The organism is Burkholderia sp. 567 (genome assembly GCF_040545115.1).
GTDB classification, from domain to species: domain Bacteria; phylum Pseudomonadota; class Gammaproteobacteria; order Burkholderiales; family Burkholderiaceae; genus Burkholderia; species Burkholderia ambifaria.
On record NZ_JBEPLG010000002.1, the window covers coordinates 405,584 to 427,957 of the forward strand.

General features: G+C 68.6%; 24 protein-coding genes. 17 read left to right on the top strand and 7 right to left on the bottom strand.

Going from position 1 to position 22,374, the window contains the following annotated elements; all coding sequences use genetic code 11:
- Positions 1–393 precede the first annotated feature (393 nt).
- Positions 394–663 (top strand): hypothetical protein, encoded by a 270-nt coding sequence (locus ABIC50_RS07295; protein WP_354162683.1) that lies wholly within the window; start codon positions 394–396, stop codon positions 661–663.
- A 110-nt stretch (positions 664–773) separates the two neighbouring features.
- On the opposite strand, the gene ABIC50_RS07300 is transcribed toward ABIC50_RS07295, so the two are convergent.
- Positions 774–2,300, bottom strand: a complete 1,527-nt coding sequence (locus ABIC50_RS07300; protein ID WP_012365626.1) for an AMP nucleosidase — start codon at positions 2,298–2,300, stop codon at positions 774–776.
- 140 nt (positions 2,301–2,440) lie between these two features.
- On the opposite strand from ABIC50_RS07300, the gene ABIC50_RS07305 reads away from it, so the two are divergent.
- The 5 genes from ABIC50_RS07305 (at position 2,441) to ABIC50_RS07325 (ending at position 5,957) form a co-directional block, all read left to right on the top strand.
- Positions 2,441–2,848 carry a hypothetical protein gene (locus ABIC50_RS07305; protein ID WP_165752732.1) on the top strand — a complete coding sequence of 136 codons (408 nt, stop codon included), beginning with the start codon at positions 2,441–2,443 and terminating at the stop codon, positions 2,846–2,848.
- Between the two features lie 107 nt (positions 2,849–2,955).
- Entirely contained in the window at positions 2,956–3,954 is a 999-nt protein-coding gene (locus tag ABIC50_RS07310; RefSeq protein WP_354162686.1) for a homoserine kinase, read from the top strand.
- Complete coding sequence (locus ABIC50_RS07315) at positions 3,945–4,754, top strand: BPSS1780 family membrane protein (RefSeq protein ID WP_175655130.1); 810 nt, start codon at positions 3,945–3,947, stop codon at positions 4,752–4,754. The genes ABIC50_RS07310 and ABIC50_RS07315 overlap by 10 nt, the downstream gene beginning before the upstream one ends.
- Before the next feature lie 178 nt (positions 4,755–4,932).
- A complete protein-coding gene (locus tag ABIC50_RS07320) occupies positions 4,933–5,385 on the top strand; it encodes a MarR family winged helix-turn-helix transcriptional regulator (RefSeq protein ID WP_175655131.1) in 453 nt (150 codons plus the stop codon).
- Between the two features lie 152 nt (positions 5,386–5,537).
- A complete protein-coding gene (locus ABIC50_RS07325) occupies positions 5,538–5,957 on the top strand; it encodes an organic hydroperoxide resistance protein (RefSeq protein ID WP_011658280.1) in 420 nt (139 codons plus the stop codon).
- A 108-nt stretch (positions 5,958–6,065) separates the two neighbouring features.
- Here ABIC50_RS07325 and ABIC50_RS07330 read toward each other — a convergent pair whose 3' ends face one another.
- Together ABIC50_RS07330 and ABIC50_RS07335 are read right to left on the bottom strand one after the other, a co-directional pair.
- A complete protein-coding gene (locus ABIC50_RS07330; RefSeq protein WP_006753395.1) occupies positions 6,066–6,242 on the bottom strand; it encodes a DUF3563 family protein in 177 nt (58 codons plus the stop codon).
- A gap of 81 nt (positions 6,243–6,323) precedes the next feature.
- Complete coding sequence (locus ABIC50_RS07335; protein WP_354162689.1) at positions 6,324–7,433, bottom strand: extracellular catalytic domain type 1 short-chain-length polyhydroxyalkanoate depolymerase; 1,110 nt, start codon at positions 7,431–7,433, stop codon at positions 6,324–6,326.
- Between the two features lie 247 nt (positions 7,434–7,680).
- On the opposite strand from ABIC50_RS07335, the gene ABIC50_RS07340 reads away from it, so the two are divergent.
- The 4 genes from ABIC50_RS07340 (at position 7,681) to ABIC50_RS07355 (ending at position 10,887) form a co-directional block, all read left to right on the top strand.
- The gene (locus ABIC50_RS07340) at positions 7,681–8,379 is read left to right on the top strand and encodes a phosphatase PAP2 family protein (protein WP_105831354.1); all 699 of its coding nucleotides are present in this window, start codon (positions 7,681–7,683) and stop codon (positions 8,377–8,379) included.
- Positions 8,380–8,515: 136 nt separating this feature from the next.
- Positions 8,516–9,313 (top strand): molybdate ABC transporter substrate-binding protein, encoded by a 798-nt coding sequence (modA, locus tag ABIC50_RS07345; protein WP_354162692.1) that lies wholly within the window; start codon positions 8,516–8,518, stop codon positions 9,311–9,313.
- Positions 9,314–9,323: 10 nt separating this feature from the next.
- Positions 9,324–10,001 carry a molybdate ABC transporter permease subunit gene (modB, locus tag ABIC50_RS07350; RefSeq protein ID WP_175737212.1) on the top strand — a complete coding sequence of 226 codons (678 nt, stop codon included), beginning with the start codon at positions 9,324–9,326 and terminating at the stop codon, positions 9,999–10,001.
- Between the two features lie 142 nt (positions 10,002–10,143).
- Positions 10,144–10,887: an ATP-binding cassette domain-containing protein gene (locus tag ABIC50_RS07355; protein ID WP_354162695.1), complete on the top strand. Its 744-nt coding sequence runs from the start codon at positions 10,144–10,146 to the stop codon at positions 10,885–10,887.
- Between the two features lie 121 nt (positions 10,888–11,008).
- Here ABIC50_RS07355 and ABIC50_RS07360 read toward each other — a convergent pair whose 3' ends face one another.
- The 3 genes from ABIC50_RS07360 to ABIC50_RS07370 all read right to left on the bottom strand — a co-directional run bounded on the left by ABIC50_RS07360 (position 11,009) and on the right by ABIC50_RS07370 (position 14,038).
- Complete coding sequence (locus ABIC50_RS07360) at positions 11,009–11,848, bottom strand: TOBE domain-containing protein (protein ID WP_354162698.1); 840 nt, start codon at positions 11,846–11,848, stop codon at positions 11,009–11,011.
- A gap of 48 nt (positions 11,849–11,896) precedes the next feature.
- Positions 11,897–13,528, bottom strand: a complete 1,632-nt coding sequence (locus tag ABIC50_RS07365; RefSeq protein ID WP_354162701.1) for a CHAD domain-containing protein — start codon at positions 13,526–13,528, stop codon at positions 11,897–11,899.
- A gap of 126 nt (positions 13,529–13,654) precedes the next feature.
- Positions 13,655–14,038, bottom strand: coding sequence for a tautomerase family protein (locus ABIC50_RS07370; protein WP_011658272.1), 384 nt, complete (start codon positions 14,036–14,038; stop codon positions 13,655–13,657).
- Between the two features lie 110 nt (positions 14,039–14,148).
- Here ABIC50_RS07370 and ABIC50_RS07375 point away from each other — a divergent pair, with 110 nt between their 5' ends.
- The 5 genes from ABIC50_RS07375 to ABIC50_RS07395 all read left to right on the top strand — a co-directional run bounded on the left by ABIC50_RS07375 (position 14,149) and on the right by ABIC50_RS07395 (position 18,867).
- Positions 14,149–15,006, top strand: coding sequence for a LysR family transcriptional regulator (locus ABIC50_RS07375; RefSeq protein ID WP_012365617.1), 858 nt, complete (start codon positions 14,149–14,151; stop codon positions 15,004–15,006).
- A 39-nt stretch (positions 15,007–15,045) separates the two neighbouring features.
- Entirely contained in the window at positions 15,046–15,969 is a 924-nt protein-coding gene (locus ABIC50_RS07380) for a DMT family transporter (RefSeq protein WP_269017415.1), read from the top strand.
- A 67-nt stretch (positions 15,970–16,036) separates the two neighbouring features.
- On the top strand, positions 16,037–16,816 hold the full coding sequence (locus ABIC50_RS07385) for a sensor histidine kinase (protein WP_175705487.1): 780 nt from the start codon (positions 16,037–16,039) through the stop codon (positions 16,814–16,816).
- A gap of 76 nt (positions 16,817–16,892) precedes the next feature.
- Positions 16,893–18,236, top strand: a complete 1,344-nt coding sequence (locus tag ABIC50_RS07390) for a hemolysin family protein (RefSeq protein WP_012365614.1) — start codon at positions 16,893–16,895, stop codon at positions 18,234–18,236.
- A 46-nt stretch (positions 18,237–18,282) separates the two neighbouring features.
- A complete protein-coding gene (locus ABIC50_RS07395) occupies positions 18,283–18,867 on the top strand; it encodes a thiamine phosphate synthase (RefSeq protein ID WP_354162704.1) in 585 nt (194 codons plus the stop codon).
- Positions 18,868–18,926: 59 nt separating this feature from the next.
- Here the strand turns inward: ABIC50_RS07395 and ABIC50_RS07400 are convergent, their stop codons facing one another.
- The gene (locus ABIC50_RS07400) at positions 18,927–20,570 is read right to left on the bottom strand and encodes a DUF3459 domain-containing protein (protein WP_354162706.1); all 1,644 of its coding nucleotides are present in this window, start codon (positions 20,568–20,570) and stop codon (positions 18,927–18,929) included.
- Between the two features lie 302 nt (positions 20,571–20,872).
- Between ABIC50_RS07400 and ABIC50_RS07405 the strand changes: the two genes are divergently transcribed.
- Both ABIC50_RS07405 and ABIC50_RS07410 read left to right on the top strand, forming a co-directional pair.
- Positions 20,873–21,583, top strand: a complete 711-nt coding sequence (locus ABIC50_RS07405) for a class I SAM-dependent methyltransferase (RefSeq protein WP_354162709.1) — start codon at positions 20,873–20,875, stop codon at positions 21,581–21,583.
- Between the two features lie 122 nt (positions 21,584–21,705).
- Positions 21,706–22,374 carry a glutathione S-transferase gene (locus ABIC50_RS07410; RefSeq protein ID WP_354162711.1) on the top strand — a complete coding sequence of 223 codons (669 nt, stop codon included), beginning with the start codon at positions 21,706–21,708 and terminating at the stop codon, positions 22,372–22,374.

Sequence of the window (22,374 nt, forward strand, 5' to 3'; positions counted from 1 at the left end):
GATGTCGATGGCCGGCCTCACGGCCGGCATCGCGCATCCGCACCCAGCGCGGCAGGCATGGCGATTTCGCCCCCTGCCGCGTGTCATTTTGTAACGCCGCGTTAATCCCGCTGCGCGTTCACGCACCGCCGAATGTCAAATCCGGGCAGCCTGTGCCGTGCAACGCGAATGCCCGGTTCCGCGCCTGCGCCCGTCATTGTCAAATCGGGCGGCCGGCCATTCATCCGGGTCGGGCCGCCGGCCCGGAATCCGCCGTAACAAACACGCCTCGCCTTTTTCGCGCGGTGCCTGCACACTACATCTCGTCGGCGTGGCGTCCCCCCGGTGGGCACGATCCCCCCTCGCGTCCATCGCGTCGCGCCGGCCTTTTACAACGACATCACGGAAAACAACATGCAACGCTCGCTGATTGCCCTCGCCTTCGCCGGCCTCGGTCTTTCACTGTCCGGCCTCGCCCACGCCGTCAACGTCGACGTCAATATCGGCACGCCCGCACCGGTCGTCGTCGCGCCTGCGCCCGTGGTGATCGTCGGCTGGCACGGCGACCGCTATTGGGACGGCCGTCGCTACTGGGAACGCCGCGAGTGGGAAGATCACGAACGTCATCGCGGTCATGGCGGCTATCACTGCCCGCCGGGACACGCGAAGAAAAGCGAGTGCTGAGCAACTGAACATCGGGCCGGTACGCCCGCACTGAAGCGCAACGAACAAGGCCACACGCGAACGAAGGTTCGCGTGTGGCCTTTGTCGTTGGGGCGCGGCGGCGTGCGGCGTTACTGGAACGCCACTTCCGCAAAACTCCGCAGCTTGCGGCTATGCAGCTTGTCGAGCCCGTTCGTGCGCAGGATCTCCATCGCCTTCACGCCGATCTGCAGATGCTGGTCGACCTGACCGCGATAGAACGTGTCGGCCATGCCCGGCAGCTTCAGCTCGCCGTGCAGCGGCTTGTCCGATACGCACAGCAGCGTGCCGTACGGCACGCGGAAGCGGAAACCGTTCGCGGCGATCGTCGCGCTTTCCATGTCGAGCGCGATCGCGCGGCTCTGCGACAGCCGCTGCACGGGCTCGCGGTGATCGCGCAACTCCCAGTTGCGGTTGTCGACGCTCGCGACCGTCCCCGTGCGCATCACGCGCTTCAGTTCGGCGCCTTCGAGCCGGGTGACCTCGGCCACTCCGCGCTCCAGCGCGAGCTGCACTTCGGCGAGCGCCGGGATCGGCACCCACAGCGGCAGGTCGGCATCCAGCACGTGATCCTCGCGCACGTAACCGTGGGCGAGCACGTAGTCGCCGAGGCGCTGCGTGTTGCGCAGGCCCGCGCAGTGACCGAGCATCACCCACGCATGCGGCCGCAGCACCGCGATGTGATCGGTGATCGTCTTCGCGTTCGACGGACCGACGCCAATGTTGACCATCGTGATCCCGCTGCCGTCCGCGCGCTTCAGGTGATACGCGGGCATCTGCGGCAGCCGCGGCGGCGCGACGCCCTCGACCGGCTCGCTGCCGAGGTTCGCGTTGTACGTGACGACGTCGCCCGGCTCGACGAACGCGCTGTACTGGCTGCGGTACTCGCGCACTTCGGGATCGTCGCTCTCGGTCATCATCGTGCGGCCGAGCTTCACGAATTCGTCGATGTAGAACTGGTAGTTCGTGTACAGCACGTAGTTCTGGAAGTGCGTGGGCGACGTGGCCGTGTAGTGACGCAGCCGGTGCAGCGAGAAGTCGACGCGCGCGGCGGTGAACAGCGCGAGCGGATGCGGCTCGCCGTGCTGCGGCTCGAACGTGCCGTTGACGATGCGGTCGTCGAGGTACGACAGGTCGGGCGTATCGAAGATGTCACGCATCGCGAGCAGGCGGTCGCGATCGAGTTCGCCTTCGAGATGGATGCCTTCGGGGAACGCGAAGTGAACCGGAATCGGCTGCGACGACACGCCTATCTCGATCTTCACATGGTGGTTTTTCGCCAACAGGCGCAGCTGCTCCCGATAGTAATTCGCGAACAGGTCCGGACGCGTGACCGTCGTCTCGAACACGCCCGGGCCCGCGACGAAGCCGTACGAGCGGCGCGAATCGACGTGGGTATTGACCTCGGTACGAATCCGCACGAACGGATAGCACGCGCGCACGTGCTCGGTGATCGGTTCGTGGCGGCGATAACGCGCGAACGCGTCGCGCAGGAAGCCCGTATTGGTGTCGTAGATGGCCGACAGCCGCGCGACGGCGGCGACGGAATCGTCGAATGCTTCGACAGGCGGGCTCTCGGGCATTAGCATCCGGTGCCGGCGGCTCAAATCGTTCTTCATTTTCGATACCTCATCTGATCGAACGACATTACCACGGAACCCGGTCACGCTCATGGCCGCCTGCTTGCAAGTCGCTTGCACATGAGGGCCGGGCAGCGCCCAGTATTTGCTAAAATCGGTGGGTTCACTGGAGACTCATCATGAAGCCGCTCATTCTCGTCGCCGCTGCTGCCGCATTTGCTGGCATGTTTGCCGCCGTCGGCACCGCTTACGCCGCAGGCAGCACGCCCGACGCCGACGCGCAGGCGCGGGCCGAGGCCAACGAAGCCGCCGGCCTGCCCGATCTCCGCAAGATCAACCGGCCCGGCGCCGAAGTCACGTCGAAAGTCGACTTCGCCGACATCCGCCGCACGCCGAGCTTCCATGAAAAGAGCAAAAACGGCACCGAGGTCACCGAGTATCGCGATCGCGGCAAGCCGGTCGAGATCAACGTGAAGTCGAACTTCGGCACGCGCTACCAGATGAGCTCGACGCCCGACACGTCGCCGAAGCCGCACGACGCCGGCGTCCCGATCACGCGCCTGCCGTCGGTGAACCTGCGCTACTGATTTCCCGCCGCGCCGCGTCGGGCGCCACGCGGCGCACCGGCGCTCCCTTCACCTCCTGTCGCGCCGCACGCCGCGCGCGTGCCGACAACTGACCTGACGCATCTCGCATGGCCGTTTTCACCGCTGTTTCCGACTCCGATCTCGCGCAATGGATGCGCCACTACGAACTGGGCGACGTGCTGGCGTTCCGCGGCATTCCGTCCGGTATCGAAAACAGCAACTTCTTCCTGACGACGACGCGCGGCGAGTACGTCCTGACGATCTTCGAAAAGCTGACGGCCGAACAGCTGCCGTTCTACCTCGACCTGATGCGCCATCTGGCAAGCCACGGCGTGCCGGTGCCGGATCCGATCCCGCGCGACGACGGCACGCTGTTCGGCCTGCTGCACGGCAAGCCGGCCGCGATCGTCACGAAGCTCGACGGCGCCGCCGAACTCGCGCCGGGGATCGAACACTGCATCGAGGTCGGGCAGATGCTCGCGCGCCTGCACCTCGCGGGGCGCGACTACGCGCGCTACCAGCCGAACCTGCGCAGCCTGCCGTGGTGGCGGGAAAACGTCCCGGCGATCGTTCCGTTCATCTCCGACGCGCAACGCACGCTGCTCGAGGGCGAACTCGCGCACCAGGCCGCGTTCTTCGCGTCCGATGACTATGCGTCGCTGCCGAGCGGCCCATGCCACTGCGACCTGTTCCGCGACAACGTGCTGTTCGCGCACGCGGCGCCCGGCACCGGTCATGACGTACGGCTCGGCGGCTTCTTCGATTTCTATTTCGCGGGCTGCGACAAATGGCTGTTCGACGTCGCGGTGACCGTCAACGACTGGTGCGTCGACCTCGCGACGGGCGTGCTCGACGTCGCGCGCGCGGACGCGCTGCTGCGTGCGTACCAGACGGTCCGGCCGTTCACGGCCGCGGAGCGCCGCCACTGGAGCGACATGCTGCGCGCGGGCGCGTACCGCTTCTGGGTGTCGCGCCTGTACGACTTCTACCTGCCGCGCGCGGCCGAAATGCTCAAACCGCACGACCCCGGTCATTTCGAACGCATCCTGCGTGAGCGTATCGCCCACACGCCCGCGCTTCCCGAGACCCATACCGCATGCAACTGATCGAAGTACCCGCGAAAGCGGGCTATGTCTGGTTCCGCCAAGGCATCTGGCTGTTCCGCCGGAACCCCCTCGCGTTCATCACGCTGTTTTTCACGTACCTGCTGGCCATCACGCTGGTGTCGATGGTGCCGGTGATCGGCGCGGCGCTGCCGCTGCTGTTCATCCCCGGCATCGCCGTCGGCTTCATGGCCGCGTGCCGCGACACGGTCGCCGGCAAGCCGGTGATGCCGACGATCCTCATCGACGGCTTCCGCTCGTACGGCACCGCGACGACGCAGCGGCTGCTCGTCCTCGGCCTGGTCTATGTCGCACTGATGGTCGCGGTGTTCGCGGCGTCGTCCATCGTGGACGGCGGCGGGCTGCTCCACATGATGCTGGGCGCGACGAACGACACGAGTCCGACGCCGGAAGCGCTTGCCGCGCAGGGCACGGTCGGCGCGCTGCTGCTCGCGACGCTGCTCTACGCGCCCGTCGCGATGCTGTTCTGGTTCGCGCCGGTGCTCACCGCGTGGCACGACATCCCGCCCGCCAAGGCGCTGTTCTTCAGCGTCGTCAGCTGCTGGCGCAATCGCGGCGCATTCGTCGTCTACGGGCTGCTGTGGTTCGGCGTCGCGCTCGGCTCGTCGTTCGGCCTGTCGCTGCTGCTGCAGGCGCTCGGCGCTGGCGCCTATGTGCTGACGATCATGATGCCGGTGACGATCATCATCGTCACGATGATGTACTGCTCGTTCTACGCGACCTATCGCGGCTGCTTCGGCGTGCAGGAACCGGGCGCCCCGACGCCCACGACCGGCCGCTGACGCCAACCCGGCCGGCGCACGCCGCCGGCCGTCCATCCCTTCCCGGGCAGCCCCACCCCGGTTTCGCGGGTTCCGGCTGCCACCCGATCCCTACGCGTTGCCCCTGTTCAATCGAATCTTTTGCGCGCAAAATAATTTGCGTACAAATCGTTAGCGCGTTCGCCGCGCCGCCCGAATCATGGACCGCCTCCCCCCGCTGCCCCAGACGCTCGACGAGCAACTCTGCTTCGCGCTCTACTCGACTTCGCATGCGATGACGAAGGCGTACAAGCCGTTGCTCGACAAGCTGTCGCTCACCTATCCCCAATATCTGGCCATGCTCGTGCTGTGGGAACGCGACGATATCGCGGTGAAGGACATCGCCGCCCGCCTCGACCTCGACCCGGCCACCGTCACGCCACTGCTGAAGCGGCTCGAGGCGCTCGGCTACGTCGAGCGAGTGCGCAGCGCGACGGATGAGCGCGTCGTGAACGTGCGCGTGACTGCCGAAGGCCGCGCGCTGAAGGTCAAGGCGCGCTCGGTGCCCGGCGATCTCTTTTGCGCGATGCAGCAAACCCCCGAGTTTCTGGTCAGGCTGCGCGCGGATCTCCAGCAGCTGCGCAACGCGCTGGCGGCCGCCAACGAAGGCTGACGAGCCGACCGGTCGCGAGCCGGCCGATGCGTCAGCCCTTTCTTCAAAATTTCATTTGCACACAAATCATTTGTGTTCTATATTTATCTCGTGGCCGGCGACATCCCAGTTCGACCGGACCGCTTTCCCCCTTTTCCGACAGGAGCTGCACGATGAACATTCTGTACAAGACCAGCGCCACGAGCACGGGCGGCCGCGACGGCCGCGCGGTTTCCGCCGACAACAAGCTGGAAGTGAAGCTGGCCGCGCCGCGTGAACTCGGCGGCACGGGTGCGGAAGGCACGAACCCGGAGCAGCTGTTTGCCGCAGGTTACTCGGCCTGTTTCCTGAGCGCGATGAAATTCGTCGCCGGCCAGAACAAGCAGACGCTGCCGGCCGACACGCAAGTCACCGCGGAAGTGGGCATCGGCCCGAACGACGCGGGCGGCTTCGGGCTTGACATCGAACTGCGTGTATCGCTGCCAGGGCTCGACAAGGCCGACGCACAGGCGTTGGTCGACAAGGCGCACCACGTGTGCCCGTACTCGAACGCAACCCGCAACAACGTGCCGGTGCGCCTGACGGTGGTCTAACGCGACACGCGGCGCCGAATGCAAAAAGGGCGTGTGCGGCTACTTGCCGCACACGCCCTTTTGCGTGATTCGCCGGACCGGCTGACGAGCCGGCCCGCGCTGCGCTGCTTAACGCGAGCCGAACGAGAACGGACGGTTCATCGCCGCTTCGCGATCGATCTTGCGCATGCGGAATTCGAGGTCATAGATGTCGGTGGCTTCGGACAGGTACGCGTCGGCGCGCTCTTTTGCGGCCTTTTCAGCGTTCTTGGTCAGCATCAGGAAGAGGTGGCTCAGCAGGTACATGATCGATCTCGCAATCCAAGGGTTCTTTGACTAGGGTTTTCCCGAATTATAGGGAAAACCCTAGCTCTTGGCTAGCATCGATCAGACGGTGCGTCGTTCGGTCGCCACAGTGCGACGATTCTGTTCGAAAAAGGACCAGATCATGGCGCTCGCGTCGGGGCCGACCGCCGCATGAAACGGTACGGCTTCGTCGCCGCCAGCCCACGCGTGATCGAGCCCCTTGACGTGGCAAAGCCGCACGACCGGCTCGCCGTCGCGGCGCACGTCGGTGATGTGCGCGCCCGCCTCGCGCGTCTCCACGCGCTCGCCCCCGCGCAGCGCGCCACGGCTGTCCGCGAGGCCGTTCAGGCGCATGAACTGCACCGTGAGCTGGTCCGCGTTCTTGGGCGCGACGACATGGTCGGCGTCACCCTGCACAATCAGCGCAGGCATGCCCGGATACGCACTGGCGTCGATCAGCGCGTCGAGCACGGCCGCCGGGTTCTCTCGGAGCCCGCGCCGCATCACGTCCATCGCACTGATGCCGGAATTCGCCTCGCCGAGCGCCGGGCCCGAGTGCAGCGCGACCGCCGCGAAGTGATCCGGATGGTGCAGTGCGAGCAGCGCCGCCAGCCCCGCGCCGGCCGACAACCCCGCGACGTAGACGCGCGATACGTCGAAACCGTGCTCGTCGACGAGCGCATCGATGAGCGACGCGACCGTATCCGCTTCGCCACGACCCGCGCGATCGGTATCCTCATACCAGTGCCAGCAGCCGTGCGCGTGCGCACGCTGCGACTGCTCCGGATACAGCACCGCGAAGCCGTGCTTGTCGGCCAGCAGGTTCATCCGCGTGCCCTGCGCAAACTCGTCGACCGATTGCTGGCAACCGTGCAGCATCACGACGAGCGGCATCGCACCGCGCCGACGCCCGGGCGGGACATAAAGCCCGTATGCGAGCTGCTGGACGAGGCGGCCGAGCGCAGGCGCCATTGGATGCTCGCCACGCGTCCACTCGCCTGCCGCCCAAGCCGCCGCGCGCGGCCGCACCCGCGACTCGCGCGGCGGGGACAGATCGGTTGCGGCGCTCGAGGCCGCGGCCTCGAGCGTATCGCGCGCGATCCGCTGTGCATCGCGCGCCCCACGTTTGGCGGCCGGGGACAGCATGCGTTTCACGCCGCCCAGCCATACCTTCGTCAGACTTTTGGTCATCAATCGGGCTCGCAGTCAGGAAAAATAGGGTCACGATACTCGGTGCATCGTTCGACTTTGTGCAATGCACCATAACATTGTTTCTGGGATTTTTCCTGCGCGCGGATAGTTCCCGGCGGCGCAAAAAACGGGCCTCGACCGGCCGCGGCGCTATACTGGGGTTTAACCGCTTGTATCCGTTGTAGTCGTTCCGCCCGGCTCGCGCGTTGATTTAAGCATTTGTCCCGCCTCTGTCCGTTCCTTCCCGATGTTCGACCTGCCGTCTCACCTGTGGATCACGATCACCGCGTTCGGTGGCGCTGGCCTGACCTTGCCGCTCGCGATCACGATCGCCGTATGGCTCGCGCTCGGCTACTCGTGGCAGCGCGCCGCCGCGTGGCTCGGCGTGCTCGCGGCCGCGATCGGGGTTGTCGCGCTCACCAAGATCGCGTTCCTCGGCTGGGGCATCGGGATCCGCGCGTGGGACTTCACCGGATTCAGCGGCCACGCGATGCTGTCCACGTCGGTCTATCCCGTCGCGATGTTCCTCGCGCTGATCCGCACGCGCGCGCCGGTGCGGATCGCCGGCATCGCGCTCGGGCTCGCGGCCGGCGTCGCGGTCGGCGTGTCGCGCGTCGCGCTCGCCGCGCATTCGCCGTCCGAATCGATCACCGGCTGCATCATCGGCGCGATCGCCGCACTGGTGTTCATCGCCGGCTCGTGGCAGGCGGTGCCGCACCGCTGGTCGGTGCCGGCGGTCGTCGCGAGCCTGGCGCTCGTCACGATCGCGCTGCATGGCATCACGGTGCCTTCGCATCAGTGGGTCACCAAGGTCGCGCTGGAGCTGTCGGGGCACGAGCGGCCGTTCGTCCGCGCCCGCTGGAAAGCCAATCCGAACTACCGGCCGGCATCGCAGCCGTCGTCGCTGCACCGCACGGGGCTGTCGCTGCCGTCGCTGCACGCGTGACGGGCCGCGCGCACGCCACTCCCGCCGCGTTTCACGTCTGAAGGTTTCATGCGTCCCGGCGCATGAACGGTATGTCGAGCGTTATAACCTCCCCTATATTACGATTACGGTTTTCAACCATTCGAACGACCCGACCATGCGCTCAACCGTCCGCCCGCTTCGCCGCACCCTGCTGCGCCTGTTGCCGCTCGCCACGCTTGCCGCGGGCGTCGCGTTCAGCGCGCCGGCTTCCGCTGCCGACGAGCTGGTCGTGTCGGCGGCCGCGAGCCTGACGAACGCGTTCAAGGCAGTCGGCGATGCGTACCACAAGCAGCACCCGGAGACCAAGGTGCTGTTCAACTTCGGCGCGTCGGACGTGCTGATGCAGCAGATCGCCAAGGGCGCGCCGGCGGACGTGTTCGCGTCGGCCGACCAAAAGGCGATGGATCGCGCCGTCACCGAAAAGGTCATCGTGCCCGGCACGCGCCGCGATTTCGCCGCGAATTCGCTCGTGCTGATCGTGCCGGCGGACAGCCATGCGGCCACGCCGACGTCGCTGAACGACCTGACGGTGCCCGGCGTGCGACGTATCGCGTACGGCGACCCGGCATCGGTGCCGGTCGGCCGCTATACCGAAAGCGCGCTGCGCGCGGCAGACGTGTGGGACGCCGTCAGCGCCAAGGGCGTGCTGGCCGCGAACGTGCGCCAAAGCCTCGATTACGTCGCGCGCGGCGAAGTGGACGCGGGCTTCGTGTTCGGCACCGACGCGGCGATCATGCCGGGCCGCGTGAAGATCGCACTGACCGTGCCGACGCAGACGGCCATCACCTATCCGATCGCGGTGGTCAAGGACAGCCGCCATGCCGCGCAGGCGCAGTCGTTCATCGACTTCGTCGCGTCGCCGCAGGGCCAGGCCGTGCTGTCGACGTTCGGCTTCAAGCCCGCGGGCAAGTGAGCACGGCATGATGCAGGACGCGTGGGTACCGCTGCTGTTGTCGCTGAAGGTCGCCGGCTGGGCGACCGCGCTCGACGTCGTGCTCGGCGTCGCCGCCGCCTTCCTGCTCGCGCGCTGGCGCTCGCCGATGCGCGACGTGGTCGATTCGCTGCTGACGCTGCCGCTCGTCCTGCCGCCGACGGTGCTCGGCTATTACCTGCTCGTGCTGCTCGGCCGGCGCGGCGTGTTCGGCGCGTGGCTCGACAAGCTCGGCATCGAACTCGTCTTCACGTGGCAGGGCGCGGTGATCGCGTCGATGGTCGTCGCGTTTCCGCTGATCCTCAAATCGGCGCGCACCGCGTTCGAAAGCGTCGATCCGCATCTCGAACGCGCGGCCCGCACGCTCGGGCTCGGCGAAGCCGCGGTGTTCTTCCGCGTGACGCTGCCGCTCGCCACGCGCGGCATCCTGGCCGGCGCGCTGCTCGCATTCGCGCGCGCGCTCGGCGAATTCGGCGCGACGCTGATGATCGCCGGCAACCTGCCCGGGCGCACGCAGACGCTGTCGGTCGCGATCTACGCGGCGGTGCAGGCCGGCGACGACAGCACGGCCAACTTCCTCGTGCTGGTGACGTCGATCACCTGCGTGCTCGTGCTGCTCGCGACCGGCTGGCTCGTGCCGTCGCGCGCCGGGCGGAGCCAGCCGACATGACGCGCCGATCGCATCCTTACCGCTGTGCCGACCCGGTCGCGGCGACATGCGTGTCCGTTGTGCGCGCGGTTGGCGGCGCGGGCGGCGCGGGCGGCGCGGGCGGCGCGGGCGGCGCGGGCGGCGCGGCACGACGGAGGTCCGCATGAGCGTCACCGTCGACATCCGCAAGACCTACGCGAGCGCCGAGCGACGCTTTACGCTCGACGTGTCATTCGCGGCCATCACGCAGCGCGTCGTGCTGTTCGGGCCGTCCGGCGCGGGCAAGAGCATGACGCTGCAGGCAATCGCCGGCCTGCTGTCGCCCGACGAAGGCACGATCACGCTGAACGGCGAAACCCTGTTCGATTCCGCGCGCGGCATCGACGTGCCGACCCGCGCGCGCCGCGTCGCGTACCTGTTCCAGGACTATGCGCTGTTTCCGCACCTGAACGTACGCCAGAACATCGCGTTCGGGCTCACGCCCGGCCTGCGCAACCCGCGCGCGAAGACGGCGCCGCCCGAAGTCGCGTACTGGCTGCAGGCGTTCGAGCTCGACGCGCTCGCCGGCCAGTTTCCATCGCAGTTGTCGGGCGGACAGAAGCAGCGCGTCGCGCTGGCCCGCGCGCTGGTCGCGCAGCCGCACGTGCTGCTGCTCGACGAACCGTTCGCGGCGATCGACGGCGCGATGCGCCAGCGCATGCGCCACGAGCTCGCCGAACTGCAGGCGCGCCTCGATATTCCGATGGTGCTCATCTCGCACGATCCCGACGACGTCGCGGCGTTCGGCGACCAGGTCGTGCAATTGAGCGAAGGGCGCGTGCTGGCCGCAACACCGCACGCCGAGTGGCCGACGCGCGTCGTCGGCGCGCACGACGGCCGTGGCCCTGGCGGCCACGCGGGAGCCTGAGGGAAGCCGCACGGCGGCATAAGTTGGAACAACGGGATCGAAGGCGGCGCCTCGTGCAAGTCGCGCGGCGACGGTTTCGCGTCGTCCACCCACGGTCGTCGAAGGCGAAAACCGCGCGCGATCAGCCCGTCACCGCGAGAATCACGCTCGATGCCTTGAACAGCGCGATCGCGCGCCGGCCAACGTCGAGTTGCAACGCTCCAACGCTGTCGTTCGTGATGACGGCCGTCAGCGTGCCGCCGCCGTCGAGCGCCAGCGTCACCTCGCTGTTCACCGCGCCCGCCGCGACAGTTTCGACCGTCCCGCGCAACTGGTTGCGCGCGGACACCTTCAATGTGGCTTCGGCTTCATCGGCGACCGCCAGCACGACCCACGACGCCTTCACGAGCGCGCACGCATCCGCGCCCGGCGCCAGGCCGAGCGCGTCGGCGCTTTCGTGCGTGAGCACCGCGACGATCACCTGGCCGCCCGGCAGCACGAGCGTCACCTCGTCGTTCACCGTGCCGCGCACGATCGTCTCGACCTTGCCGAACAGCTGGTTGCGCGCGCTCGTCTTCATGCCGATCCGGCCGATCAGTGCCCAGTCGACGTCGAAGCCGGACACCACCGCGCTCGCCGCGTCGATGAAGCGGCGATGCTCGCGCTCGATCGTGCGGAACGCGGCGATCAGCGACGTCGCGCGCGGCGTCAGCGTCGTGCCGCCGCCGCCCTTGCCGCCCGTCGAACGCGTGACGAGCGGCTCGCCGGCCAGGTTGTTCATCGTATCGATCGCATCCCATGCGGCCTTGTAGCTGAGGCCGACGGCCTTCGCCGCGCGCGTGATCGAGCCGGTGTCGCCGATCGCCGCGAGCAGCGCGATGCGGGTCGCGCCGCCGAGCGTCTGCGGGCCGGCGCGCAGCCATAGTTCGCCGCCCAGTGCGAGCGGTCCGGCGGAGGAGGAAGGAGGCGACGTGTCGCTCATGGGTAGGTCTGAAAAAAACGGGGAGCCATTATAGGGAGCGGCCGCCGCTCAACGCGGCTTGCCGTCGAGTCGCGGCGGGCGCAGGCTCGCGAGCAGCGCCTCGGCGTCGTGCGCCGCGCGCTGCTCGAGCGCCGCACCGTAGCCGCGTACGAAACCGAGCTGATACGCGGGTGCCGCCAGTTGCTCGAGATGATGCTGCGCGACCATCGTGTCGTTCACTTCGCCGAGCACGCTCTGCACGCGCGCGAGCGTCTTGACCGTTTCGTTGCGCGTGCGGCGCGACGCGAGCGACGCGAAGAATTCGAGCGCATAGCGCAGCCGCTTCGCGTCGATCCGCACCTGGTGCCGCGCGGCCGTATCGAGCGACGTGAGCGACGGCGATGCATACAGATGGCCGAACAGCCGCCGCACGCGCTTGGTCGCGTGTCGCCGCAGCGACGGCGCGTCGTCGTCGCCGGCGGCCGGCGGCAGCGCGAGCGTGCTCAGCCAGTCGAGCCAGCCGAGCGTCAGCCGCGCATAGCGTGCCGAATGCAGCGCCTGGCGCAGTTCGATGCGCGCCGCCGTCGCCTGCGCACGCGCGGCGTCGAGCGTGCCGTTCCAGTCGGCGCTGCCGCCATCGGCCGCGATCAGCGCGGGCAGGCTTTCGGTCGAAAACACGTCCCAGTCGCGCACCGTGCCGAGGAGCGACGCGAGCCAGCGCAGGTCGACACCGAAGGTTTCCTGCCACTGATCGTCCGCGAAGCGCGGAAAGAAGCGCATCAGCGTGCGCAGCCGGCGCAGCGCGACGCGCATCTGGTGCACGAATTCGGGATCGTCGCGATCGAGCACGCCGCCCTCGTTGCCGAGCCATTGCGCGGCGATGTCGCCGGACAGCGCAAACAGCGCGGTTCGTTGCGTGCGGATGCCGGTCAGGTCGACGAGTTTCGCCTTGACCGGCCCGGTGACGCCCGGCTCGCCCGCGCACGCGCGATCGATCACGCTGGTCAGCTGCATGAACGCGGGCCATGCGCCGCTGAGCTCGCGCGCGGCGGCGAACAGCGCGCGCAGCGCGGCCGTGCGGGCGGGGACCGTTTCCCAGTCGGGCGCCGCCAGGCGCAGCTCGACATGGCGGCGCGGCAGGTCGGCGCCACCGTGCAGCGTGACGTCGTCGAGCGTCATCTCGACCACCACGCCGCTGTCGTCCGCCCATCGCCCGCGCCGCCGCTCGGCGACGAGCCGCAACGGCGCCGGCCCGGACGATGCGGCGACGGCCGCTTCGTCAACGGGGCCGGGTGTCGTATCCGCGCCCGTGGCCGACGCCGATTCCGGATCGGCGCGCGGAGCCGGCGCGGACGGCGGCGTGGCCACGGCAATGCCGGCATGCTCAGCATCGAACCGCTCGCGCGCCATGACGCCGGGCGCAAATGCCTTCGTGCGGGATGCGACGACACGCCGCCCCTGCGCGTTCGACTCGATCCACGTCCACCAGCACTCGCCGGGGTTCGGCTCGGCCTCCTCGACCTGGCACGGCTCGATCGTCACGCGCTCGTGGCCGCGCCGCATCCGCACCTGCGGACAGATCCGCCACGCACGGACGAGTTCGGCGCCGAAGTCGCGCGGCTCGCCACGTGCCCGGCTTCCCGACTTGACTTGCCAGGCATCCAGCGACAGGCACAACACGATTTCCAGCACACGCGACATGGAGGCTCCCGCACATGAAGAAGCGCCGGCTCATCCTGCGTGCCGGCGTCGTCCGCGAATCGGCTTCCATAGTACACGGCGCGAAAACGCGCGGGCGACGATCCGGCCCTGCCGCCCTGTCGCGCATCAAACGGCGTATTGCGCGATGCCGTTGCCGAACGACCAGTCCTCCTTCAGCACTTCCACGAGACTGATGAACACGTCCTGCTGCCGCACGCCGGGCTGTCGCGCGAGGTTCTCGGTGATGGTCCGGTACAGCGCCCGTTTCTGCTCGAGCGTGCGCGTGTTGTTCGCGGTGATCTGGATCATCACGAGATCGTCGCTGCGTTCGATGTCGAAGTAGTGGCGGCCGAACACGAAGTTCTCGGCCGAGTGCTCGGTCACGACCATGAAGATGTCGTCCTCGGGCACGTTGAACGTGTGCATCAGCGCGCGATGCACGCCGTCGACGAGCGCCGCGCGGTAGGCGGCCGGTTTGCCTTCGCGCACGGCGATTCGGGTGAATGGCATGGTCCTGCTCCTTTCAGTGACGTTGAAAAATCGGGAACGCAACGTCAGGTTAGGCGCGCATAACTATAATGAACAGTCATCTATCCATATTTCATTCATTTACATCTGAAATGAAAGTCCTCGATCTGGATGCGGTGCGCGCGTTCGTGCTGGTCGCCGATCTCGCGAGCTTCACGCGCGCCGCCGACGCGCTCGGCACCACGCAGTCGGCCGTCAGCCTGAAGCTGAAGCGGCTCGAAGCGCACCTCGGCAAGCCGCTGCTCGCGCGCACGCCGCGCGTCGTCAAGCTGGCGGCGGACGGCGAAAACTTCCTGCCGGCCGCCCGCGCGCTGCTCGACGCGCACGACCACGCGCTCGGCGCGATTTCGGCCGGCGTGCACCGGCTGTCGCTCGGCGTCAGCGAGCACGTCGCGGTGCCCGACCTGCCGGCCGTGCTGACGAGCCTGCATCGGCAGGATCCCGGGCTGTCGCTGGAAATGCATCTGGGGACGTCGTCGAACCTGCTCGCGCAATACGACGAACGCCGGCTCGACGCGGCGATCGTGCGGCACGAGCCGGGCGAGGATCCGCCGCGCGACGACGGCACGCTGCTGTTTACCGAACCGCTCGCCTGGCTTGCCGCGCCCGACTGGGCGCCGCGCGCGGGTGAGCCGCTGCCGCTCGCGGTGCTCGCCGGGCCGTGCGGCGTGCGAGCCGCCGCGCTGCGCGCGCTGGAGCACGCGGGGCGGCCGTGGCGCGAGCGCTTCACGGGCGGCGGCGTCGCGGCGGTCGCGGCCGCCGCCGCGGCCGGGCTCGCGGTGTGCCCGCTGGCCCGGCGCGTCGCGCCGCGCACGCTGGTCGACGTCGGCGCGAAATTCGGCTTGCCGCCGCTGCCGCACTCACAGGTCGTGCTGTATTCGCGCGTGCGCGACACCCGCGCGGCCGCCGCTTTGCGGCGGTTTGCCGACAGTCTTGCAATCTCGGCGTAAACTACGCGCTTCGCCGCCCGCAATCCTCTGACGAATTCGATGAAGCCCGAAGCCCGCAAGCACCTCCGCGCCAACCTGCTGATGCTCGGCGCCGCCGCGATCTGGGGCTCGGCCTTCGTCGCGCAACGGCTGAGCCTCGACGTGATCGGGCCGTTCCTGTTCACGGGGCTGCGCTTCCTGCTCGGCGGCCTGGTGCTGATCCCGCTGCTCACGTTCAACACGGCGTCGCGCACGCAGCTGGCAGCGATCCGTCGCGAACCGGCGCTGCTGGCGCCGGGGCTCGCGCTCGGCGCGCTGCTCGCCGTGTCGATCTCGCTGCAGCAGTTCGGCCTGCAGTACACGCGCATCGCCAACGCGGGCTTCATCAGCTCGCTGTACGTCGTGATCGTGCCGCTGATCGGCGTGTTCGTCCGCCACCGGATCGGCGCCGGCACGTGGTTCGGCGCGCTGCTCGCTGCGATCGGCCTGTATTTCCTCAGCATCGACGAGCATTTCTCGGTGCTCTACGGCGACTGGTTCCAGCTCGCGGGCGCGGTCATCATCGCCGCGCACGTGATGGCCGTCGGCCATTTCGCGAAACGGCACGATCCGCTCGTGCTCGCCTTCCTGCAGTTCGTCACGTGCGGCGTGGTGTGTCTCGCGGCCGGCCTCGTGATCGAGCCGGTCAGCGTCGCGATGCTGCGCAGCGCGCTGCCGACGCTGCTGTACGGCGGGCTGCTGTCGGTGGGCGTCGGCTATACGCTGCAGGTCGTCGCGCAGCGCGATGCGGCGCCCGCGCACGCGGCCGTGATCTTCAGCATGGAAGGCGTGTTCGCGGCGATCGCCGGCTGGGCCGCGCTCGGCGAGACGCTGACGCTGCGCGCGCTGGTCGGCTGCGCGCTGATGCTGGCCGGCCTGCTCGCGTGCCAGTTGCTGCCGAACGGCGACGCCCGGAAAAAGGACGAGGACGCGCTGCCGGCGTGACACGCGCGATCCCTATAATGATGATTCGCGTGTTTTTCATCACAACCGCATCCAACAAACCAGCTCCGTGACGTCCATTCCCGTCGACCCTGCCGCCGACCTGCTGCGCGAACGCGCAGCGCACTATGCCGCCGAGGCCGCGCTGTTCCTGCGCGACCAGGCGCTTTCCACCGCGTCGCACGACCTGCGCAGCCCGCTGAATGCAATGCACAGCTGGGCGTATGTGCTCGAGCGCCAGCTCGCGAACGCCGATCCGAGCCTGCAGCGCGCGCTCGCGGGCATCCGCACCGGGATCGATCAGCAGGTTGCGCTGATCGACGACGTGCTCGACGCGCCGCGCGCGGAAACACGCACGCTCGCGATCGCCGCGCAGCCGTTCGCACTGCGCCCGCTGCTCGACGACACGCTCGCGCTGGTGCGCTTCGCGCTAGCCGACGCGCGGCAGGTGAGCATCGATGCGACGCTGCCCGATGGCGAGCCGTCACTGAGCGCCGATCGCGAACGCCTCGCGCAGGCGCTCTGGACGATGCTGACGACTGCCGTCGAAGCCAGTGCCGCCGGCAACCGCGTGACGTTCGCGTGCACGCGCGACGGCGCGCAGTGCGTCGCGCATGTCACCTGCGGCGTGAGCGCCGCCGCGCTCGCCGATCCGGCGCTACCGCACGCGTTCGACGCGTTCGCCCGTCGCGAGATGCTGCGCTCGCGCGACGCGAAGCGCGTCGCGTGGGTGCTCGCGCTGTGCCAGCGTGTCGCGCTCGCGCACGGCGGCACCTTCACGCACGCCGCGTTCGCCGACGGCGCCGTCGTCACGCTGTCGCTCGCGGTTCCCTGCGAGGCGGCGGGCTAAGCCATCGGCCGCCCGGCACATTACAACTTCCTTTCCGGCCCTATACTGTTGGGCCTGTCATGACTGGAGCGATTCTTTGTTACAGATCTTCGCGCTCATCGGCGCGTTGTTCCTGGTGGCCCTGAACGGGTTTTTCGTCGCAGCCGAATTCGGCCTCGTCAAACTGCGCGCGACGCGCGTCAAGACGCTTGCCCGCAAGCACGGCTTGCGCGGGCGCATCCTCGCCGTCGTGCACGGTCGACTCGATGCGTATCTGTCCGCGTGCCAGCTCGGCATCACGCTCGCGTCGCTCGGCCTCGGCTGGGTCGGCGAGCCGGCGTTCGCCGAGCTGATCGGCCCGCTGCTCGACCTGATCGGCGTGGAGTCCGAGCGCATCGTGCACCTGATCTCGCTCGTGTTCGCGTTCTCGCTGATCTCGTTCCTGCACATCGTGGTCGGCGAGCTCGCGCCGAAATCGATGGCGATCCGCCAGTCGGAGAAGGTCGGCCTGTGGGTCGCACTGCCGCTCTATGCGTTCTACTGGGCGATGTATCCGGCGATCTGGGTGCTCAACAGCAGCGCGAACGCGGTGCTGAGGCTCGCGGGGCTGTCGGCCGACCACGGCGGCGATGCGCACTACTCGACCGACGAACTGAAGCTGATCCTGCGCGGCCGCCGCAGCGCCGCGGGCAACACGGCGCAGCCGGCGCGCGGCACGTACACCAACGACGAGTGGAACACGCTCGCGCATTCGCTCGATTTCTCGTCGATGACGGTGTCGGACCTGATGCGTCCAGCGCATGAAATGATCGGCCTGCGCCGCGACCTGCCGCTGCCCGACAACATGGAAATCGTCGCGCGGCACCGCTTCAGCCGCTATCCGCTGTTCGAGAATGCGTCGCGCGAACAGGTGAGCGGGCTGATCCACCTGAAGGACCTGCTGCTTGCGCGTCATGCGGGCGCGGCGCTGGAGGACCTGTCCGACTACGTGCGCCCGGTGCAGTACGTGAAGCCCGACACGCCGGCGCTGGAGCTGTTCCGCCGCTTCCGCAAGGGCGCGCCGCACTTCGCGCTGGTCGGCAACAAGGGCGAGAAGCCGATCGGTTTCCTGACGCTCGACAACCTGCTTGGCGCGCTGGTCGGCCAGATCCACGACGAGTTCCGCCAGGGCGACTCGGACTGGACGCGCCTCGACGACGGCACGCTGATGGGCAAGGGCAGCCTGCCTGTCGTGTCGCTCGAGCAGGCGCTCGGCATCGACATCGACGAAGGCCGCGCGGAATCGGTCGGCGGCCTCGTGATCCAGGCGTTGAGCGATTTGCCGACCGAAGGGCAGCGCGTGTCGTTCGATCGCTTCGACGTCGTCGTGAAGAAGATGAACGGGCCGCGCATCGTGCTGGTGCGCGTCTATCCGAAGACCGCGAAGGAGGCCGACGAATGACGGCCACCGCTCGCACTTCCCGCCCTTCCCGCCCTCGCCGCATGCGATGAGCGCGACGCTGCCGCGCTGCTGCGTGATCACGCCGGAGCCGGCGTCCGCGTCGGCCGCCGATTGCCACGCGTTCCTCGAGCGACTGTCCGCCGTGCTCGCTCGCGGCGACACGCTCGTGCAGTTACGCGTGAAGTCGTTCGACGCGGCCGCGTTCGCGCGGCTGGCCGCCGAGGCGCTCGCGCGCTGCACCGCGGCCGGCGCGCAACTGATGCTCAACGGGCCGATCGATGCGGCCGGCGTGATGCAGCTCGACGGCGCAGGCTGGCACCTCGACAGCGCCGCGCTGCGCGCCGTCGCGCAACGGCCCTTGCCGGCCGCGCGCCGCGTGTCGGCCGCCTGCCATGCGGCCGACGATCTCGTGCTGGCCGCGCGCGCAGGCGTGGATTTCGTCACGCTGTCTCCCGTGTTGCCGACGCTCAGCCATCCCGGCGCGCCGACGCTCGGCTGGACGCGCTTCGCGGCATTGGCCGCGCAAGCCGTGATGCCGGTCTATGCGCTCGGCGGCATGACGCGCGCGCATCTCGACGACGCGCGCCGCCACGGCGCGTATGGCGTCGCGGGCATTCGAAGCTTCTGGTGAGTGGAGTGCGGCCGGGCGCGCCAGCGCCCAGCCTTCCGCGCGTTAAGCGCCTTAAGCGTTCAGTTCAGATCGGCGCGCATGCCGCGCCATGTGCTGTCGTCGAGCCGGCGCACGTCGTGCGTGAGCGCGTAGTGGTTGACGTCCCCCGTCAGCCACGCAACGAGCGAATACGGCGGCAAATCCCCCTCGTCGATCCGGTCGCGTGCGCGTGCCGGCGTCTCGAACACGACCTGCCCTCTCGGCGCATCGAACGGCAACGCGTCGGGCGACAGGTTCAGTGCGATAGTCAGCGTCTCGTCGTCGGCAAGCTGCCACGACGCCACCAGCGCATCGGCATCGCCATCACCGCCCGCCTTCAACGTGTGCGCGTCCCGCGGCCGGCAATCGGCCAGCCGCGGCGCAATCAGCTTCGCGCGCACGGCGAGCGCCGACTGCACGAAATGCGCACGATCGGCATCGCGCGCGGTTTCGTCGAAGATCAGCGGGATCTGCGGCGTCAGCAGCGACAGCGCGAGCGCGGCGAGCCCCGGCGTCTCGAGCTCGCCATGCTCGCTCTCGCGCCATACGCCGTCGGACAGCACCAGCGAGGTCAACGCCAGCCCTTCGGCGCAGGGGCCGTCGCCAGTGGCGGCCGGCTGGAACGCCGCGCCGGCCGCGGTCAATGCACGGGCCAGCGTATGGATCGACTGGTGTGCCGAAATCCCTTCGTGCGAGGTCGTGCCGCGGTCCGTCAACCGATGCAGCGCGCGTTCGCCGCAACCGTTCCACTGTGCATCGAAATGGGTATCGGCCAGATGCACCGGATGACGCTCGCTGCCGAGCACGAGGTGGATCAGCCGGTCGGCCGGCACGGCCGCGCGCACGCGGTCGGCGATCTCGCGCAGCCACGACGTGCCGATCCGGTCGGCCTCGCGCAGCCGCAGCCCGTCGCAACGGTATTCGTCGATCCAGTACATCGCGTTGTCGCAGAAGAAGTCGCAGACTTCCGGATGATCGAGCGCGAGCGGCGGCGCCTGCAGTGGATCGTCGCGCGTATGGAAGAACGGCACCGCGTAATGGCGCAGTGCGTCGGTGCCGCTGCCGAAGCGCGCGTAATCGAGCTCAAGCAGCACCGCGAGACCGTAGCCGTGCGCGTCGTCGATCAGCGCCTTCAATGCATCGGGGCCACCCTCGGCCGCGAGCGGCGCGAACGGCAGGCTGTCGTGCGGCGACGCAAGCAACTCCAGCGCGGTCACGCCGAGACGCGCGAGCTGCGGCAGCCGGCGGCGCACGCCGTCGAAGCCGCCCACCGCGTGCGGACGGATCGCGTACAGCGCAACGTCTTCCCACGGACGCCCGCGCCAGAACGTGTTGCGCCACGTGAACGCGCGCGGATCGATGACCTCGCTCGGGCCGTTGAGCCCGTCGGGCTGCGAACGCGACGCGGGATCGGGAATCGACACGACATCGTCGAGCCGATAACGGTAACGCGCGCCCGCACCGCATTCGACGAACGCTTCGAACCAGTTCCGACCGGCGGCCGTCATCGGGACGAGCGTCGTGCCATTACCGGTATCGAGTTCGAGCTGAACGTGCATGCTGGCCGGCGCCCACACGCGGAAATGCGTGCGCGGCGACTTGCCGAGCGCGCCGCAGGGCTGCGCGCCGAACGGCAGGCAGTGAATGTAGTGCTGCGCATACGGATCGTGCGAACAATCTGACATCATGCGCTCCTCATGCGTGCCGAGCAGCATGGCCGCGCGAACGGCGCGGCGCAGCGGGCCCGGCATGCGACGGCCAGGCAGGGGGGGAAGAAAAGTATGCGCCTGTTTCAGTTCTGAAACGTATTGATTCCTCACATTTTTAAATGCGAATCGACCCCGACAACGTTTGCGCGCGACGCGCACCGAGTCGGGTAGTCGGCATACCGGAATGGCCACTCGCCTTGTTGCACCGCGGACCGGCGCTTACGCTCGGTGCGATCCGCGTGGACACCCCGTCCGCGCCCGAACCCGCGGCATCCGCCATGTCACTCCCCGCCAGCGCCGCGAAGTTCGATCCGGCACGCGCGCACGAATACGCCGAACAATCCCGCATCGCGCTCGCCGGCTACGACGCATGCCACGAACTCGCCGCGTGCATGCTCGCGGCGTCGATCGGCGCGGCCGATGCGCGGATCCTCGTCGTGGGTGCAGGCGGCACGGGGCAGGAAATCTGCGTGCCCGCCGCGCTCGAACCAGGCTGGCGGTTCACGGCCGTCGATCCGTCCGCGCCGATGCTCGCGCTCGCGCGCGCCAACATCGAAGCGGCGGGTTTCGCCGCCCGCACGCACTTCATCGAGGCCGGCATCGATGCGCTGCCCGACGCGCGGGCCTTCGACGGCGCGACGCTGATCGGCGTGCTGCATCACGTGCCCGGCGACACGGCGAAGGCCGCACTGCTGGACGCGATCGCGCGTCGCGTGAAGCCCGGCGCGCCGCTCGTGATCGCGGGCAACCATCGCCGCTACGCGGACCACCCTCGGCTGCTCGATGCGTGGCAGCAGCGCTGGCGCATGAAGGGCGCGACGCCCGACGCCGTGCGTGCGCAGTTGGCGAAAATCCTGCAGGGCGCCGATCCGCCGGCTTCCGAGGAAGCCGTGTTCGACCTGCTGGATGATGCGGGTTTCGATGCGCCGCTGCGCTTTTTCTCGAGCCTGTTCTGGGGCGCGTGGATCGCGTTGCGCCGCGCCGCGTGACGAGGCGCAACGACGGGTGACGCGCGCCGCTCGACGCACTGGACCATCGCGCGGCAGCCCGACGTGCCGGGCGTCACCCGCGCTCGGTATGATGTCATTCCCGCCCCTCTTCCGGCCTCGACATGCTGACCGTCCATCACCTGAACAACTCGCGTTCGCAGCGCGTGCTCTGGCTGCTCGAAGAACTGGATGTGCCGTACGAGATCTTGCGCTACGCGCGCGATCCGAAGACGATGCTCGCGCCAGCCGCGCTGCGCGCGATCCATCCGCTCGGCAAGTCGCCCGTCATCACCGACGACGGGCGCACGATCGCCGAATCGGGCGCGATCATCGAGTACCTGGTCGAACGCCACGGCAACGGCCGTCTCGCGCCGCCCGGCGGCACGCCCGAGCGGCACGACTACACGTACTGGCTGCACTACGCGGAAGGGTCGGCGATGCCGCCGCTGCTGCTGAAGCTCGTCGCGTTGCGCATCGCGCATGCGCCGATGCCGTTCTTCGCGCGGCCGATCGCGCGCAAGATCGCCGCGACGCTTCAAGCGGGCTTCGTCGATCCGCAGATCGCGCTGCATCTCGATCATATCGACGGCGCGCTGACGCGCACCGGCTGGTTCGTCGGCGACAGCTTCAGCGCGGCCGACATCCAGATGAGCTTCCCGCTCGAAGCCGCGATGGCGCGCGGCGACGGCGGCAGGTATCCGGCGATCGCACGCTTTCTCGAAACGATCCACGCGCGGCCTGCATACCGCCGCGCGCTCGAGCGCGGCGGTCCGTACGAACTCCTGAAATAA